General features: G+C 66.6%; 21 protein-coding genes. 15 read left to right on the top strand and 6 right to left on the bottom strand.

All coding sequences use genetic code 11. The features are described 5' to 3' along the window. Position 1: 1 nt before the first annotated feature. Positions 2–478, bottom strand: coding sequence for a DUF6314 family protein (locus ACSFBF_RS23855; protein ID WP_435471320.1), 477 nt, complete (start codon positions 476–478; stop codon positions 2–4). Between the two features lie 258 nt (positions 479–736). On the opposite strand from ACSFBF_RS23855, the gene ACSFBF_RS23850 reads away from it, so the two are divergent. Further along, a complete protein-coding gene (locus tag ACSFBF_RS23850) occupies positions 737–1117 on the top strand; it encodes a helicase SNF2 (protein ID WP_435471318.1) in 381 nt (126 codons plus the stop codon). 83 nt (positions 1118–1200) lie between these two features. Here ACSFBF_RS23850 and ACSFBF_RS23845 read toward each other — a convergent pair whose 3' ends face one another. Continuing rightward, positions 1201–1878, bottom strand: coding sequence for a hypothetical protein (locus ACSFBF_RS23845; protein WP_435471316.1), 678 nt, complete (start codon positions 1876–1878; stop codon positions 1201–1203). A gap of 274 nt (positions 1879–2152) precedes the next feature. On the opposite strand from ACSFBF_RS23845, the gene ACSFBF_RS23840 reads away from it, so the two are divergent. From ACSFBF_RS23840 to ACSFBF_RS23820, 5 genes are read left to right on the top strand one after another with little or no spacing between them, the layout of a single operon-like run. Beyond that, positions 2153–2758 (top strand): DUF6891 domain-containing protein, encoded by a 606-nt coding sequence (locus ACSFBF_RS23840; RefSeq protein WP_435471314.1) that lies wholly within the window; start codon positions 2153–2155, stop codon positions 2756–2758. Further along, positions 2755–4548 (top strand): VanW family protein, encoded by a 1794-nt coding sequence (locus tag ACSFBF_RS23835; protein ID WP_435471312.1) that lies wholly within the window; start codon positions 2755–2757, stop codon positions 4546–4548. Before ACSFBF_RS23840 ends, ACSFBF_RS23835 begins: the two co-directional genes overlap by 4 nt. Positions 4549–4561: 13 nt before the next feature. After that, positions 4562–5158 carry a hypothetical protein gene (locus tag ACSFBF_RS23830; RefSeq protein ID WP_435471310.1) on the top strand — a complete coding sequence of 199 codons (597 nt, stop codon included), beginning with the start codon at positions 4562–4564 and terminating at the stop codon, positions 5156–5158. Positions 5159–5204: 46 nt separating this feature from the next. After that, positions 5205–6887, top strand: coding sequence for an FxLYD domain-containing protein (locus tag ACSFBF_RS23825; RefSeq protein ID WP_435471308.1), 1683 nt, complete (start codon positions 5205–5207; stop codon positions 6885–6887). Between the two features lie 45 nt (positions 6888–6932). Continuing rightward, entirely contained in the window at positions 6933–7925 is a 993-nt protein-coding gene (locus ACSFBF_RS23820; RefSeq protein ID WP_435471306.1) for an LLM class flavin-dependent oxidoreductase, read from the top strand. Positions 7926–7934: 9 nt separating this feature from the next. Here the strand turns inward: ACSFBF_RS23820 and ACSFBF_RS23815 are convergent, their stop codons facing one another. Continuing rightward, entirely contained in the window at positions 7935–9662 is a 1728-nt protein-coding gene (locus ACSFBF_RS23815; protein WP_435471304.1) for a long-chain-fatty-acid--CoA ligase, read from the bottom strand. Positions 9663–9846: 184 nt separating this feature from the next. On the opposite strand from ACSFBF_RS23815, the gene mnmA reads away from it, so the two are divergent. Then, a complete protein-coding gene (gene mnmA / locus ACSFBF_RS23810) occupies positions 9847–10947 on the top strand; it encodes a tRNA 2-thiouridine(34) synthase MnmA (RefSeq protein WP_435471302.1) in 1101 nt (366 codons plus the stop codon). 8 nt (positions 10948–10955) lie between these two features. Here the strand turns inward: mnmA and ACSFBF_RS23805 are convergent, their stop codons facing one another. From ACSFBF_RS23805 to ACSFBF_RS23795, 3 genes are all read right to left on the bottom strand, one after another. Continuing rightward, positions 10956–11444: an NUDIX hydrolase gene (locus tag ACSFBF_RS23805; RefSeq protein WP_435471300.1), complete on the bottom strand. Its 489-nt coding sequence runs from the start codon at positions 11442–11444 to the stop codon at positions 10956–10958. An 11-nt stretch (positions 11445–11455) separates the two neighbouring features. Continuing rightward, positions 11456–11890 carry a DUF4019 domain-containing protein gene (locus ACSFBF_RS23800; RefSeq protein WP_435471298.1) on the bottom strand — a complete coding sequence of 145 codons (435 nt, stop codon included), beginning with the start codon at positions 11888–11890 and terminating at the stop codon, positions 11456–11458. Positions 11891–11966: 76 nt separating this feature from the next. Beyond that, complete coding sequence (locus tag ACSFBF_RS23795; protein ID WP_435471296.1) at positions 11967–12680, bottom strand: response regulator transcription factor; 714 nt, start codon at positions 12678–12680, stop codon at positions 11967–11969. Positions 12681–13121: 441 nt separating this feature from the next. Between ACSFBF_RS23795 and ACSFBF_RS23790 the strand changes: the two genes are divergently transcribed. From ACSFBF_RS23790 to ACSFBF_RS23755, 8 genes are all read left to right on the top strand, one after another. After that, positions 13122–14252 carry a Re/Si-specific NAD(P)(+) transhydrogenase subunit alpha gene (locus ACSFBF_RS23790; protein ID WP_435471294.1) on the top strand — a complete coding sequence of 377 codons (1131 nt, stop codon included), beginning with the start codon at positions 13122–13124 and terminating at the stop codon, positions 14250–14252. A 24-nt stretch (positions 14253–14276) separates the two neighbouring features. Continuing rightward, positions 14277–14609 carry an NAD(P) transhydrogenase subunit alpha part 2 gene (locus ACSFBF_RS23785; protein WP_435471292.1) on the top strand — a complete coding sequence of 111 codons (333 nt, stop codon included), beginning with the start codon at positions 14277–14279 and terminating at the stop codon, positions 14607–14609. Continuing rightward, positions 14606–16033, top strand: a complete 1428-nt coding sequence (locus ACSFBF_RS23780) for an NAD(P)(+) transhydrogenase (Re/Si-specific) subunit beta (protein ID WP_435471290.1) — start codon at positions 14606–14608, stop codon at positions 16031–16033. The genes ACSFBF_RS23785 and ACSFBF_RS23780 overlap by 4 nt, the downstream gene beginning before the upstream one ends. Positions 16034–16135: 102 nt before the next feature. Then, the gene (locus tag ACSFBF_RS23775) at positions 16136–17815 is read left to right on the top strand and encodes a long-chain-fatty-acid--CoA ligase (RefSeq protein ID WP_435471288.1); all 1680 of its coding nucleotides are present in this window, start codon (positions 16136–16138) and stop codon (positions 17813–17815) included. Positions 17816–17878: 63 nt separating this feature from the next. Continuing rightward, entirely contained in the window at positions 17879–18883 is a 1005-nt protein-coding gene (locus ACSFBF_RS23770) for an ABC transporter permease subunit (RefSeq protein ID WP_435471286.1), read from the top strand. A 4-nt stretch (positions 18884–18887) separates the two neighbouring features. Further along, positions 18888–19793, top strand: a complete 906-nt coding sequence (locus ACSFBF_RS23765) for an ABC transporter permease subunit (protein ID WP_435471284.1) — start codon at positions 18888–18890, stop codon at positions 19791–19793. A 17-nt stretch (positions 19794–19810) separates the two neighbouring features. After that, positions 19811–20836 (top strand): ABC transporter ATP-binding protein, encoded by a 1026-nt coding sequence (locus tag ACSFBF_RS23760; protein WP_435471282.1) that lies wholly within the window; start codon positions 19811–19813, stop codon positions 20834–20836. After that, on the top strand, positions 20833–21894 hold the full coding sequence (locus ACSFBF_RS23755) for a dipeptide ABC transporter ATP-binding protein (protein ID WP_435471280.1): 1062 nt from the start codon (positions 20833–20835) through the stop codon (positions 21892–21894). Before ACSFBF_RS23760 ends, ACSFBF_RS23755 begins: the two co-directional genes overlap by 4 nt. The last annotated feature ends 24 nt before the right edge of the window (positions 21895–21918 follow it).

Genomic DNA, 21918 nt, shown 5'->3' with positions numbered 1-21918 from the left:
GCTATTCGCTGCGCCGCCTGAACACGGTGGCCGAGACATAGTCCTTGCGCGGGCCGTGGACCGTGTGGCGGATGGTGAAGGAGCCGTCGGCCAGAAAGCGGTAGCTGCTGTCGTAGGTGTCGGGTGTGCACAGGTGCGTGGCCGAACCGGCGAGCGCATCGCCGTCGCGCACGATGCCGATGGCGTGGAACAGGCGCGGCGGGGTCTCGGCAAAGTGCACGACGAAGCCGCCCGGGGCGCGTTCGAACAAGTATTCGCGGTGCCCGTCGAATTCTTTGCCGTCGGCCAGGCGGATCCGGCCCTCTTCGCGGTACTTCAGCATTCCTGTCTCGAGCGGCGTGAACACAGCGACGCCGGTCATGGAGGCCTGGCCCTCGATGGTTCGTTCCAGGTCCCAAGCACCTACCAGCCCGTCGAAGACGGTGTCCGCGGTGCCCCAGGGGGCCAAAGGTGGAAAGGCAGGGGCCGGCGCGCTCATGCAAAGACTCTACGACAAGCCCTGATCTCCCTTTGAGGCGGCTGATTGTTTCCACTTCGTGAACGCCGTGGTTCTTTTCTCTAAGGGTTTTTACTTAGGCAACGGCGCACAATTCATCTCACAGACCGGCCCCCAAGCCGATCTGGGTGAACAGGGCCCCGAGCGAGGTGGCCGCCCCCGGAGGGACGGTGACCCACCCAAGACCGGTTCGAAATCATCCAAGTGCAAAAGAACTGAAACGAATTGAAGGACATCCAAATGACCGCCTCTAAGCTCCTCTCCGCTATCTCCATCGCCCTGCTGGCCGCTGCCGGCGCCGCACACGCTGAAACGTATGAAGGCGTGCACCAAGTGACCTCGGTCGCCAGCCGCGCCGACGTTGCCGGCCAGGCCGTGGTTGCAGCCCACAACGCCAACCCCTACGCCACCGGCGCCGACGCAGGCCCCGCCCGCGTGATCGTCTCGACGGCCAATCGTGCCGCCGTTCGCGCAGATGCAGTTGCCGCTGCACACAGCGCTGACCCGTACGCCGAAGGCGCTTCCGCCGGTGTCGCACCGGTCGTGGCGAGCTCGGTGGACCGCGCCACGGTGCGTGCCGCAGCCCGCGCTGCTGCTCGTGGTGACGCACTGCCGCTGTAATCAGTCCCCGACAGGGTCAAAACAAAAGGCCGGGCCATGCAATGCATGGCCCGGCCTTTTTGCGTCTGGGTCGCAGCGCCGAGTCAGCGCGCGGGCAATAGCCGCAGCGGGGCGACGAGGATGGAGGCGCCGTCGTCGGCCATGTCGTGCAGTTCGACGAACCATTGCGCGGTGCCTCCGTGTTCGGAGCCTGCACGGAGTTCGCAGGTATAGAGCAGCCTCCCGTCCCGCGCATCCTCGCGGGACGCGACGGCTTCATCGCAGCACTCGTTGACCGGCGACCCTGCACGGATGAAGGCCCCCCGCATCAGCCGCATGCCGATGCGTTTCGGCGCCACTGTGCGTTCGCCTTCCTGCGCAACGGGCACCGTCGCGCGCAACCGCAGCTCGAACGGCTCGCCGATGCGAAAGCCTTCCCCGCGCTCCAGCGACATGTTCGCCAGCGCCACGCGCACCCGGCGGCGCTCGCGCAGCCTCGTGACGATGAGCAGCACCGTCGACACCGAGAAGACCCCGAAGAACGGCAGCCCCACCGCCAGCCAGAGCCATTGCCAGCCGCCGGCGAGCGCCCAGGTCATCGCCTGGAAGCCGAAGACCGCCATGAACACCAGCACCGCGAGCGCGACCAGCCAGGCGGCCCAGTCCGCGGCCGACTTCGGCGCGCGCTCCGTGGCCTGCGGCGCGCGCGAGGTCCATTCCGTGGGCAGCGTTTCGTCGTCCGGCTGGGCGATCGGGTCAATGGATGGATGGCGCTGCGGCATGGAGAGCCGCCGAGCATAGCCAGTCACGCAGCAAGCAGGCAGCACCACGCCGGTGCAGGTCCCGGCCAAGTGGCAGAGCCGCCTTCGCCAAAAGGCGCATTGCCTTGCCACGGCGCATCCTTCATGATGGCGCGGCGCGGAAGGGGCGGCCGCAGGATTCATGCTTTCGCATTAGTGCGTCATCGTGGTGCGGTCGGGTGAAAATACGCGCACGCTTCCGTCAGGAAAAAAGAAAGCATGATCCCGTTGCAGCCGAGGCGGCAACCCAACACGCATGGCCCTTACTCTCGACCCCGAAGACACGCGCGGACGCATCCATGACCTGGTGTGGAGCGGCTTTTATCCCGACGCCGATGTCGAATGGCTGATCACCGACGAGTACCTCGATCCCGATGAGATCACCGCCGAAGACCGGGCCTGGGTCAAGGCCGAGGCCGCAAGTGCCTGCGCCGCCAAGCGCGCGGCCGAGGCCGGGTGGCCCGCGCAGACCGAATACGACCGGCTCGAAGCCGTGTTCGCGCAGTTGCGAAGCGAAAAGATCATTGCACTGCACCGCGCGGGCAACACGCTCGCCGATGGCCACGACGACGTGCGCGAGCACTGGCGCGCCGCGGGCCGCATGGACTCGGGCATTCGCGGCTGCTGCTTCTATCACGCGCAAGACCTCGACGCGGCGGTGCGCACCGGCCGCCTGCACCTGGCCTTCAGCGGCGGCATGATCCCCGAGATCGAGCAGCGCGATGCCAACACCGTGGTGGTGGGCCACCGCATCGTCGAGCTGCTGCGCGCGGCCGGCTTCGACGCGCAATGGAGTGGCAACATCGACGAGCGCATCGAAGCCGACCTCGGCCAATGGCGCAAGCGCGGCCCCTCCGCGTGAGCGTGCAACAGGCCTGGCAGCCGCCGCGCCGCATCGACGCGATCGATTTCTGGCTGCGCTCGCGGCTGCTGGCCACGGCCCATGCGCTGCGCGAGACGCTTCGGCCTTCGGCCCGGCGCTGGCATGACGGCGACAACGCACTGGCTGGCGCGCCGGTGCTCGCGCAATACCGAACCCCTTTGTGGTCCGACGGCCGCGCCGAAGAATTTCCGCTCGTGGCCGGCAAGGTGCAGAACCTGCGCGTGGCGCGGCGCGCCTTCGATGCCATCGAGGTGCCGGCCGGCGAAGTGCTGAGTTTCTGGCGCCAGCTGGGGCGGCCGGGCGCATGGCGCGGCTTCGTGCAGGGCCGCGAACTGCGCGGCGGCTGCGTGGTGCCGACGCTGGCCGGCGGGCTCTGTCAGCTGTCGAACGCGCTGGCCACCGTGGCGGTGCGCGCGGGCTTCGAACTGGTCGAGCGCCACGGGCACACGGCGCGCATCGAACAGGCCGGCGCGGCCGACGGTGACGCGGTCGATGCGACGGTGTTCTGGAACTACGTCGATCTCAAGCTGCGCGCAAAGCATGCGTGGCGGCTTGAGGTGGAGCTGACTGACAGCGAACTGGTGCTGCGCATCCGCGCGCGCTCTCCACTGGCGGCACCGTCCGCTCCTGTCGTGTTGCGGCGCACAAGTGATGACGCGGGCGCTGCGTTGCCGCTGGCGCGCGGTTGCCTGAGCTGCGAACAGACCACGTGCTTTCGCCATCGTCCGCAGGTCGATGTCGGGCCCAAGGGACTCACCGCAGTGCTGGTCGATGGCTGGACGCCGGAGTTCGCGCGCTACCTGCGCGAGAAGCATCCGCACGCGCAGCGCCTGCAGCCGGCGCCGCTGCGGCTTGCGTTCTGGCGTCTGCCCGCGACGGGCTGGCACCGTGAGACGGTAGTGCCCGCGCAAACGCTGTGGGCCGTGAGTCTGTGCCGCACGCTGTGGCAGCGGCTCTGGGCGCGGCATGCAGGCCGGCGGCAGGCGAGCCTGATCGACGGCCAGCGCTGGCTTGCGCACGCCCTGGCAAGCCGCCTGACGCCGGAGCACACGGAACTGGTGGTCGAGCAGGCACTGCTGCCGCACCTGCAGCGCATCGGCGTGCTCGACGGGCGCCGCGTCACCGTGCTGGCCAGCGCGTTGCCGATGGCGGGGATCGAGCAGCGGCTCGATGCCGCGGCCAGTCACTGGCCCGGCGATGCGACGCTGCGCGACTTCCGTGCCGATCCCGTGCTTGTGCATGCCGAGACGCTGGCGTTTGCCCGTGCGAAGGCCGTGGTCACGCCGCACGCGGAGATCGCCCGGCAACTCGCGAAGTCGGCGCCGCATGCGGCATTGATGCGGCTCGACTGGATGCTGCCCCCGGTCAAGGCTGCTGCGGCCGTCGAACGCAAGGGGCCGCCGCTCGTCGTGTTCGCCGCAAGCGCACTGGCACGCAAGGGCGCGCGCGAGCTTGCCGCTGCACTGCAAGACTGGCCGTACCGGCTGCGTGTGATGGGTTCGCCTTCGGACGACAAGCAGCTCTGGCGTGGCATCGCGCACATCGAACACATGAACTGGCAAGGCGACTGGCTGGCCGGCGCCAGCGTCGTCGTGCTGCCTGCGCACGTCGAGCACGCGCCGCGCGCGGTACTGCGCGCCGTGGCGGCGGGCGTGCCCGTGGTCGCCTCGACCGCTTGTGGCCTCGCCAACCTGCCCGGCGTGCGCGAGGTGGCGCCGGGCGACGTGGAGGCCCTGCGCGCCGCATTGCAGGCCGCCTGCATCCCCTGAACGGAGAAGACACGTGGCATCGATCGAACAGGCTCGCGCAGCGCTGGCTCCCCATGGTGCGCTGGCGTCGCAATCCGCCGCCGAGCATTGGCGCGGAGAGATCCCTCTGCCGGCCGCCGTCGAAACCTTCTACGCACAGGTCGGCCCGCTCGGCGAGTGGATCAACGACCGCGTGGGTCATGAGGGCCTCACGGTGCCGACCGCCGGCAACCCCTTCAGCATTCCGCCGCTCGCGCGCCTGTGGGAACTGCAGGCCGGCTACCGTTGGCATGGCATCACCGGCGAGCGCATTGCCGAATGGCCCGATCACTGGCTGGTGGTGGCCGACCAGGGAGCGGACCCCTTCATCTTCGACCTGAACACAGGCGCGATACAGTTCGCCCGGCACGGCGAGGGTGCATGGAAAGACGATGCACCGATCTTTGCCGACATCCTCGAGATGGCCGTGTGCCTCGGCACCATCGGCCAGGTCTGGGACGAGGCGGGCGACGACATCTTCATGGACGACTGTTCCGTCAACCCGGTGCACCGCGCGCGCCTGATCGAGCGGCTCACGCCGCTGATCGGTGCCAGCGAGGCCGGCGACATCGCGGACCTGTTCGACTGGTAGTCAGCTGGCGCGCGGCAAGAAAAAATAACACGGAAGCAGCACTGCAATGACCATCGACCTCCAGACGCTCAAGTGCGGCGAATGCGGCAGCAGCGTGCTCAAGCGCACCGGCCTCAACGAATACACCTGCGACCACTGCGGCTCGGTCACGCTGGTGGAAGACAACGTGTCCGACCGGCTGGAGCGTGTGCTCAACCAGGTGAAGAGCGAAGCCGGCCGCCAGCTCGCGGCCGAAGAGGCGCTGAGGCAGAAGCTGGTGCTGCGCAAGGTCGGCATAGCCGTGGCCATCCTGCTGGGCGTGGTGCTGGTGTTTCGCGTGGTGGGCTTGTTCTTCTTCGACTCCCGCGATGCCACGTCCGGTGCGCCGCGCTCCGTGGTGGCCGCCGCGGTCGACCGCACCATTCCTACCGATGGCCTGAAGCTCAATGAGCCGCGCCAGGTGCTGGTAGGCAGCGGCAGTTCGGCCATGCCCAAGCTGTTGGTGGTGGCGCGCAACGAAACCGGCAAGTCGCTCTCGCGCGCGGGCATTCGCGCCACGTACTACGACGGCGACAGCAAGCTCGACGAGCGCAGCGAGATGCTGCCGGTGTCCGTGCTGGAACCCGGCGAGAGCGCGCCAGCGCTGATCGACATGCCCAGCGGCAAGAACGTCACCCGGCAGGAGCTGCGCGTGCAGAAGCTGGCCGAGCCCTACAGCGCGGTGCAGGGGCCGCGCATGACCTTCTCGCGCGTGCGGCTCATCCAGCAGGGCGATCGCGTGCGGCTGGTGGGCCGCGTCGTCAACGACCGCAAGGACGCCACCGCGCTCGGCGGCTTCGAGGTGCTGGTCACGCTGTACGACGATGCGGGCCAGGTGATCGGCTTCGGCCACGGCTACGGGCAGGCCAACGAGATCCAGCCCGGCGCGCGGACCTCGATGGACGTGAGCATCGCGCGCTTCGGCCGCGCGACGGCCATCGCGGCGTGGGACTACCGCATTGGCTACAGCGCGGTGGAGTCTTCGGGCACGCGCACGCCGGTGCTGAACGCCGACCGCGTGATCCGCACGGCGGGCGGCCCCGAGGCCTTCAACCCCGAGCTGCGCCTGGGCACCGACGACCTGCTGGCCGACGACAGCGAGCGCTTCGACGACAAGCAGCTCGAACTGCTGCCGCTGGTGGACGGGCGCAACAACATCCAGCAGCGGCTGTTCCTGGGCGAACTCGTGAACCGCAGCGCCGACGCGGTCGTGCTCGCGCCGGGCGGCGTGATCTCGCGCTTCAGCGGCAGCAAGGCACATGGCACGACCAACATCGCGGGGCTGGCGTATCTCTATCCGGGTGAGCGCTTTCCGATCTTTCTCGAGCCCGAGGACATGGAGCGCATCACCGCGACCCGTATCGAATGGAAGCCGATGCGCCGCGCGGCATTGCCGGGCCCGCGCAAGCCGCTGGAAGTGAAGGTGACGGGCACCAAGGCCGAGACCGGCAGCGTGCTGCTCAACTTCAGCCAGCGCTTCACCTACAAGAGCGTCGAGGTCACGGGCAGCGTGAAGAACCCGGGCACGGGCATCGTCGGCAAGGTGCGGCTGTGGGTCAGCCTGCGCGACCGCAACGGGCAGCTCACGGGCTTCAAGCTGGTGGAGAACCTGCCGGCCATCGCGCCGGGCGAGAGCGTGCCGTTCCAGGTGAACGTGGAGCAGAACGGCCGCGACTTCGCGAGCGTGACGACGCTATACCAAACCGAATAGCCCCTCGGGCAACGGCGTTGGGCGGTTCGCGCCATGATCGCGGCCATGATTCCGTTATCGATCCTCGACCTTTCCCCGATCACCGAGGGCAGCGACGCCGCGCAGTCGTTCCGCAACTCGCTTGCGCTGGCGCAGCATGGCGAGAAGCTGGGCTACACGCGCTACTGGCTGGCCGAGCACCACGGCATGCCGGGCATCGCGAGCGCTGCCACTGCGGTGCTGCTGTCGCACGTGGGGGCGGGCACTTCCACCATCCGTATCGGTGCAGGCGGCGTGATGCTGCCGAACCATTCGCCGCTGGTGATTGCCGAGCAGTTCGGCACGCTGGAGTCGCTGTACCCGGGGCGCATCGATCTCGGCCTGGGGCGCGCACCCGGCTCCGACCAGCGCACCGCGCGGGCCTTGCGGCGCAACCTCGAATCGGACGCGGACCAGTTCCCGCAAGACGTGATCGAGCTGATGGACTTCATGTCGAAAACGCCACAGCAGCCCGTGCGGGCGGTGCCCGGCGCGGGGCTCGAAGTGCCGGTGTGGATCCTCGGCTCCAGCACCTTCGGTGCGCAGCTCGCGGCGCACCTGGGGCTGCCCTATGCCTTTGCCTCGCACTTCGCGCCGCAGCAGATCATGCAGGCCATCCAGATCTACCGCGAGACTTTCAAGCCCTCGGCGCAGCTGCAGAAGCCTTATGTGATGCTGGGCTTCAACGTGTTCGCGGCCGACACCGATGAAGAGGCCGAGTTCCGCGCCACCTCGTGGCAGCAGGCCTTCGTGAACCTGCGCAGTGGACGGCCGGGGCGCTTGCCGCCGCCGGTGGAAAACTACCGGCAGAAGATCGGGCCCGCGGAAAACGCGCTGCTCGACTCGGTGCTGTCGTGCTCCGCGGTGGGGTCGGTCGAGACGGTGAAGAAGGGCGTGGAAGCCTTCGTCGCGCGCACCGGCGCCGACGAACTCATGATCACCTCGCAGGTGTTCGACCACGCGACCCGGTTGCGCTCTTATGAGCTGCTGGCCGGTGCGTTCGGCCAGCAGCAGCGCTAACAACAGCGGCTAGGCCCGCTTGCGGGCTTCCTCGTCCACGAGGTCCTTCTTGGAGAGCTTGCCCACTGCGGTCTTGGGCAACTCCGGGCGGATCTCCAGCGCGCCGATCATCTCGTGCTTGCCCAGGCGGTCCTTCAGGAAAGCCTTGAGCGCATCGAGCGTCAGTTCGCCCGCGCCTTCCTTCAGCTTCACGAAGGCCTTGGGCGACTGGCCGCGGTACTCGTCGGGGATGCCGATGACGCAGACCTCGGCCACAGCGGGGTGCTCGTAGATCGACTCTTCCAGCACGCGTGGATAGACGTTGTAGCCGCCGCACAGCAGCATGTCCTTGGTGCGGTCGACGATGTAGAAGTAGCCGTCGGCGTCCATCTTCGCGACGTCGCCGCTGCGGAAGTAGCCGTCGGCCGTCATCGATTCGGCTGTGGCCTTGGGGTTGTTCCAGTAGCCCTTCATCACGTTCGGGCCCTTGATGCACAGCTCGCCTGGTTCGCCGAACGCGGTGACGTCTTTCGCCGGATCGTCCAGGCTCACGAGCTTGATGCGCACCTGCGGCAGCGGCATGCCGCACGAGCCCGCCTTGCGCACGCCGCGCGCGGGCGTGAAGGTGCCCACGGGCGATGTCTCGGTCATGCCCCAGCCTTCGTTGAGATGGCAGCCGGTGAGATCGAAGAAGCGCTGCTCCACCTCCACCGGCAGCGGCGCGCCGCCCGAGCCGCAGAACTTGAGCGAGCGCAGGTCCATCTCCTTGGCCTTGGGGTGCGCGAGGATCGCGGTGTACATCGTCGGCACGCCGGGGAACACGCTGATCTTGCTGGCTGCGAGCTCGTTCATCACCGCGTCGACATCGAAGCGCGTGTGCAGCACCAGCGCCGCGCCCAGGCGCACGCCGAGCAGCATCGCCGCGCTGAGCGCGAAGATGTGAAAGAGCGGCAGCACGACCAGGAAGCGTTCTGCCCCTTCGGCCAGGATGGGCGGATCGCCCTTGGTCGACTCGTAGTACTGCGCCGAGGCCGATGTGAGGTTGGCGTGCGTGAGCATCGCGCCCTTGGGCAGGCCGGTGGTGCCACCGGTGTACTGCAGCACCACGATTTCTTCGGCGAGGTCGCCAAGCGGGTAGGTCTTGTGCGTGCCCTCGCTTTTCAGCAGCTCGGTGAAGCGCACATGCCGGTCGTCGGTGGGCACGGGGGCGATCTGGCCGGCGCCCTGCAACTGGGCTTGCACCTTGTCGCCCATCGCGCCGTAGTCGCCGAGGCTGCCGACCACCAGCTTTTGCAGGCGCGAGTTGTCGAGCAGGCGCGCCATCTGCGGGTACAGGTTGACGAGGTCCAGCGTGATCAGGATGTCGGTGCGGCTGTCCTCGATCTTGTGGGCCAGCACGCGCTCGGCGTCGAGCGGCGAGTAGTTCACCACCGTGCCACCGGCCTTCAGCACGGCGAAGAAGGCGATCGGGTAGTGAGGCGTGTTGGGCAGGTAGAGGCCGACATGCACGCCGGGCTTCACGCCCAGGTCCTGCAGGCCCTTGGCGGCACGTTCGACCGCGGCGCCGAGCTGGCGGTAGGTGATGGCCTGGCCCATGAACTCGACGGCGGATCGGTCGGGCCAGCGCTCGACGGCCTCGTCGAGCATCTGCTGCACCGGCTTCACTGGCAGCTCGGCGTCCCAGCGCATGCCGGGTGGGTAGGCGCGTGTCCAGGGGGTGTTGTCGCCAGAAAGGGCGGCGGGGGAGGGGGTGGCCATGCGTCTTGTCTCCGCTGTGCTGTTGTTGCAAATCGGCTGGCGGGTCTGCGCCGCCTTCTTCAGCGGCACTGTAGCGCCGGGCCTTCCCACTGTGGACCTGGCCCTGACAAGCCGGCGACAGGGGTTTTCCCGATTTCCCACACGCCGGAGGCTCCTACCGCCGGGCTGGGACAATGGAGGGCTTATGGCAAAGCAACGGATCGTGGTGGGACTGAGCGGCGGAGTGGACTCCGCGGTCACGGCGCACCTGCTCAAGCAGCAGGGGCACGAGGTGGTCGGCATCTTCATGAAGAACTGGGAAGACGACGATGACAGCGAATACTGCTCGTCGAACATCGACTTCGTGGACGCCGCCAGCGTGGCCGACGTGCTGGGCATCGAGATCGAGCACGTCAACTTCGCGGCCGACTACAAGGACCGCGTGTTCGCCGAGTTCCTGCGCGAATACAAGGCCGGCCGCACGCCGAACCCCGACGTGCTGTGCAACGCCGAGATCAAGTTCAAGGCCTTTCTCGACCACGCCATGCGGCTGGGCGCAGAGAAGATCGCCACCGGGCACTACGCGCGCGTGCGCCTGAACGAGGCCACCGGCAAGCACGAGCTGCTGAAGGGGCTCGATCCCTCGAAGGACCAGAGCTACTTCCTGCACCGCCTGAACCAGGCGCAGCTGTCGAAGACGCTGTTCCCGGTGGGCGAGCTGCACAAGACAGAAGTGCGCCGCATCGCGGAAGAAATCGGCCTGCCCAACGCGAAGAAGAAGGACTCGACCGGCATCTGCTTCATCGGCGAGCGGCCGTTCCGCGATTTCCTCAACCGCTACATCTCCAAGGAGCCGGGCCCGATCAAGGACGACCGCGGCCGCAAGCTGGGCGAGCACCAGGGGCTGAGCTTCTACACGCTGGGGCAGCGGCAGGGGCTGGGCATCGGCGGCGTGAAGGAGAAGGGCGCGCAGCGCGGCTCGGGCGACCACTCGCCATGGTTCGTGGCGCGCAAGGACGTCGAGAAGAACACGCTGTGGGTGGTGCAGGGGCACGACCATCCGTGGCTGCTGTCGTCGGTGCTGAAGGCGGACGATGCGAGTTGGGTCTCCGGCGAGGCGCCGGTGCCGGGCGGCTACGGCTCGAAGGAGCGCTACCGGCAGGCCGATGCGGCCTGCGAGATGGATGCCGGGGATGCCGCCGCATTCGGCTTGCGTTTTGGCGAGCCGCAATGGGCGGTGACGCCCGGACAGTCGGCTGTGCTCTATGACGGCGAACGCTGCCTTGGCGGCGGCGTCATCGTCTGATTGATTGTTCAGGGCGCCGACCGCACCGATTCGTCGACGTGGATCAGGTCCAGCGGGTGACGCTTGCCGGCCAGATGGTCTTCGATGCACTGCAGCAGCAGCGGGCTGCGATGCCGCGCCACGCTGGCGCGGATTTCGTCCGCCGTCATCCAGATGGTGCGCACGATGCCTTCGTCGAGCGGTCGGCCTTCTTCGAACGCGCCCAGCGTGCCCGTGAAGGCGAAGCGCATATAGGTGGTGTCTTCGCCGCGCTCGGCCAGTGGCCGGGAACGCGCCATATAGACACCGATGAGCGCTGTTGGCGTGAAATGGTGAGCGGTTTCTTCGAGGGTTTCGCGCGCACAGCCCTCGGCCGGGGATTCGCCGGGGTCCAGGTGGCCTGCGGGCGTGTTGAGCCGCAGGCCGTCGCTGGTCTGCTCCTCGACCAGCAGGAAGCGACCGTCGCGCTCGATCACCGCGGCCACGGTGACGTTGGGTTTCCAGCGCGGACTTGCCATGTTTTCGGCTCTTATTTCAGTACATAGCCGCTGAAGCGCCAGACGCGGTCGGTGTCGAGGTGAAAGCTCACGAGCTCGCGCGCCGTGCCGCCGGGCTTGTTCGTGAAGCGGGTCTCGTATTCGACGCTGACGTACTGACCGGCTGTGTCGCCATCCGCGTCGGCCACGACCTGGCGATTGACCGCCACCCAGGTGCGCATCTGCGGTGGGCCGATCGGGGCGCGGCTTTTGGCGATCTGGCTGGTGAAGTCGGCGCGCGTCACGCGCTTGCGGGTGGCCGGGGTGGCGCCGTCCCACAATTCGCCAGCCTTGCCCTGGTCGATCATCTGGATCGCCAGCATGCCGCCTCGCACCATGTCGCTGGCTTCGACCTCCTGCGCAGCGGCCGGGCTGAACCAGCTCCAGAACAACGTGGTGGCGAGCAGCAACCGGATCATCGAATTCATTCGTCTCATTCCTTGTGGCGCAAGCACATGACGGCGGGGTGCCGTTGGAGACTGTAGCGTGCCGGAGATTCCCGGCTCAGCGCGCGCTGATGCTGGAGAGTGCGTCGGCCTCGATTGTTTCCAGCCGATAGCCCAGGCCGTAGATGGCCAGCAGCAGGAAGCCGTTTGCGGGGCGCAGGTCGAGCTTGGTTCGCAGGCGCGAGATATGAGTGTCGAGCGAGCGTGACAGTGCCTCGATGCCAAGGCCCCAGACGGCCTCGTGCAGGTGCTCCCGCGAAAGCAGCCGCCCGAGGTTCTGGAACAGGAACAGTGCGAGCTCGTACTCCCGGTTCTTCAGCTCGACCTGCACGCCGCGAACCTTCAGGACGCGCGAGGGCGGATAGAAGTGATAGGGGCCGAAGACCAGTTCCATCTCGTGCTGGGCCGGGTAGGACCGGCGCAGCAGCGCATTCACGCGGGCTTCGAGTTCGCCGGCGTGAGCGGGCTTGACCATGAAGTCGTCCGCGCCTGCGTTGAGGCCTTCGACCATGTCCGCCTCGTCACGCTTGTCGGTCACGAAAAGAATGGGAAGCCGGCTGTTGAGTTCGTTACGGATGGACCTCACCACGTCGGGGCCCTCCATGTCGGACAGGTTCCAGTCGAGTATCAGCAGGTCGAAGGTCTGCCGGCGCATGGCCTGCAACAGCGCTTTTCCTTCTGTATAGGGATGGCACTCGTGCTCGAGTGCCGCCATGGTTCGATTGATTCGCTTGAATTGATCTACACCGTCATTGAGTACCGCGATTCGCATTCCATCCCCTTCTTCCTCCCCTTCGTCAGTCTCTGAGAACTGGCGATTGGGCTGAAGTGTATCTATCTGCGACTAACGTAAAGTTTTTGAATTGCAACTAATGCACGCAAATCGGGGTTTTCAGTTCACTTGTTAACGAAGTTAACAGCAATTGAATACAAATCGAGATCTTGAATGAATGGCGTTATGGGCGCCCATCGGCAATTTCTCGCTGGACAAACCGCCTGGAGTTCGACCGGCGCGAGGGCAAACACGTGCCGCGGTCTGCGCGAGGCGGCTATCGAATACCCGAATTCGCTATCAATTAAATAGCGACATCGGTAGCATTCATCGGCACTTTGGGGTCAAAACCACAGAGCGTTTTGGCGACAGCGGGCGGCTGTAATCTTGCTGTAAGCTCTGCCCGCATTCCCTGTGCCCCCTTGCTCTGAGGAGATCTCTATGCTGATAGGCGTGCCCGCCGAGACACTGGCTGGCGAAACCCGCGTGGCTGTTACACCTGAGACGGTGAAAAAACTGGTCGCCTCAGGGCACTCCATACGGGTGCAGTCGGGGGCCGGCGTTGCAGCCAGCGTCCCCGATGCCGCGTACCAGGCCGCAGGCGCCGAGATCACCGACCAGGCCGGGGCCTTCTCAGCCGACATGGTGCTCAAGGTGCGCACGCCCACCGATGCCGAGACCGCGCTGCTGAAGTCGGGCGCCGTCGTCATCGGCATGCTCAACCCCTTCGATGCGGCCGGCCTTCAGCGCCTGGCGGCTGCCGGCGTCGTCGGCTTCGCGCTCGAAGCCGCGCCGCGCACCACCCGCGCCCAGAGCATGGACGTGCTCTCGTCGCAGGCCAACATCGCCGGCTACAAGGCCGTGATGATCGCGGCCGACAAATACCAACGCTTCTTCCCGATGCTCATGACGGCGGCCGGCACCGTGAAGGCCGCGCGCGTCGTCATTCTCGGCGTGGGTGTGGCGGGCCTGCAGGCCATTGCCACCGCCAAGCGCCTGGGTGCCGTCATCGAGGCGTCCGACGTGCGCCCCAGCGTCAAGGAGCAGATCGAATCGCTCGGCGGCAAGTTCATCGAGGTGTCCTACGACACAGACGAGGAAAAAGAAGCCGCAGTCGGCGTCGGCGGCTATGCCAAGCCGATGCCTCCAAGCTGGCTCGCGCGCCAGCAGGTCGAAGTCGCCAAGCGCGTGGCGCTGGCCGACGTTGTCATCAGCACCGCCCTCATCCCGGGCCGAGCCGCGCCGACCCTCATCACTGAGGACATGGTCAAGTCGATGAAGCCGGGTTCCGTCATCGTCGACATCGCCGCCGGCAAGGGCGCGGGCGGCGTGGGCGGCAACTGCCCGCTGTCGGAAGCCGACAAGACGGTTGTGAAGCACGGCGTGACCATCGTCGGCGAAACCAACCTCGCGGCGCTCGTGGCGGCCGATGCCTCGGCGCTCTACGCGCGCAACGTGCTCGACTTTCTCAAGCTCATCGTCACCAAGGAGGGCGCGCTGAAGATCGACCTCGAGGACGACATCGTCGCCGCCTGCCGCGTCACGCAAGACGGCCAGGTCACGAAGAAATAAGCGCTCACGCGAGGAGAAGAAATCATGGATCCCGTTTCCCATACCGTCATCAACCTCATCATCTTCGTGCTGGCCATCTACGTGGGCTACCACGTGGTGTGGACCGTCACGCCCGCGCTGCACACGCCGCTGATGGCCGTGACCAACGCCATCTCTGCGATCGTGATCGTGGGGGCCATGCTGGCCGCCGCGCTCACCGAAACCACGCTGGGCAAGACCATGGGCGTGCTCGCCGTGGCGCTTGCGGCGGTGAACATCTTCGGCGGCTTCCTCGTCACGCGGCGCATGCTCGAGATGTTCAAGAAGAAGGAAAAGAAAGCCGCCGCACCCAAGGCCGAATCGGGAGCCGCCCAATGAGCATGAACGTCGTCACGCTGCTGTACCTGATCGCCAGCGTCTGCTTCATCCAGGCCTTGAAGGGCCTGAGCCATCCCACCACCTCGATCCGCGGCAACGTCTTCGGCATGGCCGGCATGGCCATTGCGGTGGTCACTACCGGCGCGCTGATCTACAACATGGCCGGCGGCCACCTCATGGGCCTGGCCTGGGTGCTGCTGGGGCTGGTGGTCGGCGGGGGCTACGGCGCCTACCGCGCCAAGACGGTCGAGATGACCAAGATGCCCGAGCTGGTGGCCTTCTTCCACAGCATGATCGGTCTGGCCGCGGTGTTCATTGCGGTCGCGGCCGTGGTCGAACCCGCGGCCATGCTCGAAGGCATCGCCAAGGGCGCGGCCATTCCGACCGGCAACCGGCTCGAGCTGTTCCTGGGGGCGGCCATCGGCGCCATTACCTTCAGCGGCTCGGTCATTGCCTTCGGCAAGCTCTCGGGCACCTACAAGTTCCGGCTGTTCCAGGGCGCGCCGGTGCAGTTCGCGGGCCAGCATCTGCTGAACCTCGTGCTCGGCCTGGCCATGATCGCGCTGGGCCTGGTGTTCGTCTTCACCGAAAGCTGGCCAGCCTTCTTCGCGATGCTGGCGCTGGCCTTCGTGATGGGCGTGCTCATCATCATCCCGATCGGCGGCGCCGACATGCCGGTGGTGGTGTCGATGCTCAACAGCTACTCGGGCTGGGCGGCCGCGGGCATCGGCTTCAGCCTGAACAACGCGATGCTGATCGTGGCCGGTTCGCTGGTGGGCTCTTCGGGTGCGATCCTGAGCTACATCATGTGCAAGGCGATGAACCGTTCGTTCTTCAACGTGATCCTGGGCGGCTTCGGCGGCGAGGCGGTCACGGCCGGCGGCGGCGCGAAGGAGCAGCGCCCGGTCAAGAGCGGCAGCGCCGACGACGCAGCCTTCGTGCTCGGCAACGCCGAGACGGTGGTCATCGTGCCCGGCTACGGCCTTGCAGTCGCACGTGCGCAGCACGCGGTGAAGGAACTCGCGGCCAAGCTCACCGAGAAGGGCATCACCGTCAAGTACGCGATCCACCCGGTGGCGGGCCGCATGCCCGGCCACATGAACGTGCTGCTGGCCGAGGCCGAAGTGCCCTACGACCAGGTGTTCGAGATGGAAGACATCAACGGCGAGTTCGGCCAGGCTGACGTGGCAATCATTCTGGGCGCCAACGACGTGGTGAACCCCGCCGCGCACACCAAGGGCAGCCCGATCTACGGCATGCCCATCCTGGAGGCCTACAAGGCCAAGACCGTCATCGTGAACAAGCGCTCCATGGCCGCCGGCTATGCGGGCCTGGACAACGAGCTCTTCTACATGGACAAGACCATGATGGTCTTTGGCGATGCTAAAAAAGTAGTGGAAGATATGGGCAAGGCCATCGAATAGGCCGAAGGTCCCTGCCCGCACGGCGGGCGAGTTCTTCGCGGCGCCACTTCGAGCGCCGTTTTCGTTTTCAACAAGTCCGACTTCCCGGAGGAGACAAATCCAATGACCGATCGTCCCTGGCTCAGCAGCTACCCGCAAGGTGTGCCCGCCGATATCGATGCCTCGCAGTACCCCTCGCTGGTCGCGCTCATGGAAGAGAGCTTCACGAAGTACGCAGACCGCACGGCCTACAGCTTCATGGGCAAGGACATCAGCTACGCGGAGACCGACAAGCAGAGCAAGGCCTTCGCGGGCTACCTGCAGGGCCTGGGCCTAGCCAAGGGCGACCGCGTGGCGGTCATGATGCCCAACTGCCCGCAGTACCCGATCTCGGTCGCGGGCATCCTGCGCGCCGGGCTGATTCTGGTCAACGTGAACCCGCTGTACACGCCGCGCGAACTCGAGCACCAGCTCAAGGACTCGGGCGCGAAGGCGATCATCATCATGGAGAACTTCGGCACCACGCTGCAGCAATGCATCGGGGCCACGCCGGTCAAGCACATCGTGCTGGCTTCCATGGGCGACCGCCTCGGCTTCCTGAAGGGCGCGCTCGTCAACTACGTGGTGCGCAACGTCAAGAAGATGGTGCCCCAGTTCAACCTGCCGGGCGCGGTGCGCTTCAACGACGCGCTCGACAAGGGCGCGAGCGCATCGCTCAAACCCGTGGCCATCGGCCCCGATGACGTGGCGGTGCTGCAGTACACCGGCGGCACCACCGGCGTGTCGAAGGGCGCGGTGCTGCTGCATCGCAACGTGATTGCCAACGTGCTGCAGTCGGAAGCCTGGAACGAGCCGGTCATGAACAAGGTGCCGGCCAACGAGCAGCCCACCAGCGTGTGCGCGCTGCCGCTGTATCACATCTTCGCGTTCACGGTCGGCATGATGCTGAACATGCGCACGGGCGGCAAGCTGATCCTGATTCCGAATCCGCGCGACATTCCCGGCGTGCTGAAGGAACTGTCGAAGCACACCATCCACAGCTTCCCTGCCGTCAACACGCTGTTCAACGGGCTGGCGAACCACCCCGACTTCAACATCGTCAACTGGAAGAACCTCAAGGTCTCGGTCGGCGGCGGCATGGCGGTGCAGGCCGCGGTCGCGAAGCTCTGGCTCGAGAAAACCGGCTGCCCGATCTGCGAAGGCTACGGCCTGTCGGAGACCTCGCCGTCGACCACCTGCAACCCGACCAACAGCACCGCCTACACCGGCACCATCGGCCTGCCGCTGCCGAGCACCTGGCTCAAGCTGCTCGACGACGACGGCAACGAAGTGCCGACCGGCGAGCGCGGCGAAATCGCCATCAAGGGCCCGCAGGTGATGGCCGGCTACTGGCAGCGCCCCGACGAGACCGCCAAGGTCATGACGCCCGACGGCTACTTCAAGAGCGGCGACATCGGCGTGGTCGACGAGCGCGGCTACTTCAAGGTGGTCGACCGCAAGAAGGACATGATCCTGGTGTCGGGCTTCAACGTGTACCCGAACGAGATCGAAGACGTGGTTGCACTGATTCCGGGCGTACTCGAATGCGCGGCGGTCGGCGTGTCCGACGACAAGACCGGCGAGGCCGTGAAGCTCGTGATCGTGAAGAAAGACCCTTCGCTCACTGAGGCGCAGGTGCGCGAATACTGCAGAGCAAACCTTACGGGTTACAAGCAGCCGCGAATCGTAGAGTTTCGTAGCGACATGCCGAAGACGCCGGTCGGCAAGATCCTTCGCCGCGAGCTGCGCGACGCCAAGAAGTAAGCGCTGAAGTAAGGGTTCGGCCCGGGTAGGGCCACGGCATCGATCTTGCATATTCGCGGGTCGATGTTTCGATTCCTACTGACCCGTGTGAGCCTGCTGGTGCCGACCTTCATCGGCATGACATTGCTCGCCTTCTTTCTCATCCGGCTCGTGCCGGGCGACCCTATTGAAACGATGGCTGGCGAGCGCGGGATCGACCCCGCGCGCCATGCCGAGCTGCGCACCGCCTACGGCTTCGACAAGCCGGTGATCGTGCAGTACGGCATCTACATCGGCCGCGTGCTGCACGGCGACCTCGGCAAGTCGCTCATTACGCAGGACACGGTGATGAGCGAGTTTCTCGCGCTCTTCCCGGCCACTGTCGAGCTTGCGGTCTGCGCCATTCTTTTCGCGCTGCTGCTTGGGTTGCCGGCCGGCATTCTTGCGGCGGTGCGGCGCAATTCCATCTTCGACCACGGCGTGATGGCCACATCGCTCACCGGCTATTCGATGCCGATCTTCTGGTGGGGGCTGCTGCTGATTCTGTTCTTCTCGGTGCAGCTCGGATGGACGCCCGTGTCGGGGCGCATCGCGGTGCAGTACTACATCGAGCCCGACACGGGCTTCCTGCTGATCGACTCGCTGCGCGCCGGCGACACCGATGCATTCTGGTCGGCGCTGCATCACCTTATCTTGCCGGCCATCGTGCTCGGCACGGTGCCGCTCGCGGTCATCGCGCGCATGACACGCTCGGCCATGCTCGAAGTGCTTGGCGAGGACTACATCCGCACCGCGCGCGCCAAGGGCCTGTCGCGCTTTCGCGTGGTGGGGCTGCATGCACTGCGCAATGCGCTGATCCCGGTCGTGACCGTCATCGGTCTGCAGGTGGGTGTGCTCTTCACGGGCGCGATCCTCACCGAGACCATCTTCTCCTGGCCCGGCGTCGGCAAGTGGCTCATCGAGGCCATTGGCCGGCGCGACTATCCGGTGCTGCAGGGCGGCATGCTGCTGCTCGGCGGCATCGTGATGCTGGTGAATCTGCTCGTCGACGTGGCTTACGGCGTCATCAATCCTCGCATCCGGCGCTGAGCTCATGGCCTCGACACAAACCATTTCGAACGGTGCGAAAAGCACCACCCCTCCCGGCCCGTGGCGCGAGTTCTGGACGGCGTTCTCGGCCAACCGCGGCGCGGTCATCGGGCTCGCCACCATCGTCTTCCTGCTGCTGGTTGCGCTGTTCGCGCCGTGGATCGCACCGCATGCGCCGAACGAGACCAATAGTGCAGTCTTCCTGCAGCCGCCGGCGTGGCAGCAGGGCGGCTCCGTCAGCTACCTGCTGGGCACCGACGCGATCGGGCGCGACATTCTTTCGCGCCTGATGTACGGCGCGCGGCTGTCGCTGTCGATCGGCGTCGCGGTGGTGGCGCTGTCGGTGGTCGTGGGCGTGGTGCTCGGGCTGATCGCGGGTTTCTTCCGCGGCGTGCTCGAGATCGCGATCATGCGGCTGATGGACATCGTGCTCACGCTGCCGAGCCTGCTGCTGGCCATCGTGATCGTCGCGATCCTCGGGCCGGGGCTGGTCAACGCGATGCTCGCGGTGGCCATCGTCGTGCTGCCGCACTACGTGCGCATCACGCGCGCCGCCGTCATCGCCGAGGTCTCGCGCGACTACGTGACCGCCGCGCGCGTGAGCGGCGCCGGCACGCTGCGGCTGATGTTCAGCGAGGTGCTGCCCAACTGCGCCGCGCCGCTGATCGTGCAGGCCTCGCTCGGCATCTCGACTGCCATCCTCGATGCAGCGGCGCTCGGCTTCCTCGGCCTTGGCGCGCAGCCGCCTTCGCCCGAGTGGGGAACCATGCTGGCCGATGCGCGCGAGTTCGTGCTGCGCGCGTGGTGGGTCGTCACCTTTCCGGGCATGGCGATCCTCGCGGCGGTGCTGGCATTCAATCTTCTGGGCGACGGTCTGCGCGACGCGCTCGACCCCAAGCTCAAACGCTGAAGCAAAGGAAAGAACAGATGCCTTTGCTTGAAATAAAAGATCTGCACGTCGAGTTTCCGACGCAAGGTGGCGTGCTGCATGCGGTCGACGGCGTGAGCCTCACGCTCGAAGAAGGCGAGGTGCTCGGCATCGTCGGCGAATCGGGCTCGGGCAAGAGCGTCACGATGATGGCGCTGATGGGGCTCGTCGGCTTTCCAGGCCGCGTGCGCGCGGACCACATGCGCTTCGCGGGCAAGGAACTGCTCGGCATCTCCGACAAGGCGCGCCGCGCGCTGGTAGGCAAGGAGGTCGCGATGATCTTCCAGGAGCCGACCACCAGCCTCAACCCCTGCTTCACCATCGGCTTCCAGCTGATGGAAACATTGCGGCTGCACCTGAAGCTCGACAGGCGCGAGGCGAAGAAGCGCGCGACCGAGCTGCTCGAGCAGGTGGGCATCCCGGCCGCGTCGTCGCGACTGGGCAGCTATCCGCACCAGCTCTCGGGCGGCATGAACCAGCGCGTGATGATCGCCATGGCCATCGCCTGCAACCCGCGCCTGCTGATCGCCGACGAGCCGACCACCGCGCTCGACGTGACCATCCAGGCGCAAATTCTCGACCTGCTGCGCGACCTGCAGAAGGAGCGCGGCATGGCGCTGGTGCTCATCACGCACAACATGGGCGTGGTGAGCGAAATGGCGCAGCGCATTGCCGTGATGTATGCGGGGCAGGTGATGGAGCACCAGCGCGTCGACCGGCTCTTCGCGTCGCCGCAGCATCCGTACACCGAGGCGCTGCTCGCGGCGCTGCCCGAGCGCGCCGCGCCCGAAGGCCGGCTCGCCACCATCAGCGGCGTGGTGCCCGGCGTGCACGACCGGCCCGCGGGTTGCCTTTTCGCGCCGCGTTGCAGCTACGTCACCGAGCGTGCCTGCCAGGTGCGGCCCGTGCTGCGCGAGTGGCAGAGCGCCGAGGTGCGCTGCCACTTTCCGCTCGGCGAGCCGGGGCGCAAGGCGGCCATCGAGAGCGATCCGCCGAAGCAGCAAGTGGCCGAGGTGCTGTCATGAGCGAGAGTGCATCGACCAGCACATCGACCAGTGCTTCGGCTGAAGTGGTCGTGGAGGCGAACAACCTCCAGCGCACCTACGACATCCGCCGCGGGCTGTTCCGCGCGCCGTCGCACCTGCGCGCGGTGGGCGACATCTCGTTTCGCATCGAGCGCGGGCGCACGCTGGCCGTGGTCGGCGAATCGGGCTGCGGCAAGTCGACCCTGGCGCGCATGGTCGCGCTGATCGAGAAGCCGACGGCGGGCCAGCTCACGCTGGTTGGCGCCGACGCGGTGAACCCGCCGCCAGAGCGCAAGCGCGAGCTGCGCCAAGCCGTGCAGCTGGTGTTCCAGAACCCGTACGGCTCGCTCAATCCGCGCAAGAAGATATCGACGGTGCTCGAAGACCCGCTGGCCATCAACACCACCATGGGCAAGTCGGAGCGAGCCGCCAAGGCCCGCGACATGCTCGCGCGCGTGGGCCTGCGGCCCGAGTACGCCAACCGCTATCCGCACATGTTCTCGGGCGGCCAGCGCCAGCGCATCGCCATTGCGCGTGCACTGATGCTGAGCCCGCGCCTGCTGGTGGCCGATGAGCCGGTGTCGGCGCTCGACGTGTCGATCCAGGCGCAGGTGCTGAACCTGCTGGCCGACCTGCAGGCCGAGCTGGGCCTGGCGTATCTCTTCATCTCGCACGACCTCGGCGTGGTGCGGCACATTGCGCACGACGTGCTCGTGATGTACCTCGGCCACGCGGTGGAGCAGGGGCCCAAGTCGCGCATCTTCGCGCGGCCGCTGCATCCGTACACGCAGGCGTTGCTGGCCTCGACACCGGGCCTCAGTAGCCAGCGCATCGTGCTCAAGGGCGAACTGCCATCGCCGCTGAATCCGCCTTCGGGCTGCGTGTTCAGCACGCGCTGCCCGCACGTGGCGCCGCGTTGCCACGAAGAACGGCCGCTGCTGCGCATGCTCGACGAGCGGCTGGTGGCCTGCCACTTCTCCGAGAAGTTTCTCGACGGCGCGCCGCTCGTGCACGCCGATGTTCCCCCCGCCGCCATCGCGATGGCGACGAACCCTTAACGTTCGCTTTTTCAACCGTGTCTC

It is taken from the genome of Variovorax nivicola, assembly GCF_051216475.1.
Classification (GTDB): Bacteria; Pseudomonadota; Gammaproteobacteria; order Burkholderiales; family Burkholderiaceae_C; genus Variovorax.
The sequence above is the reverse complement of the archived record's forward strand: the minus strand, read 5'-3'. Positions and strand labels throughout refer to the sequence as shown.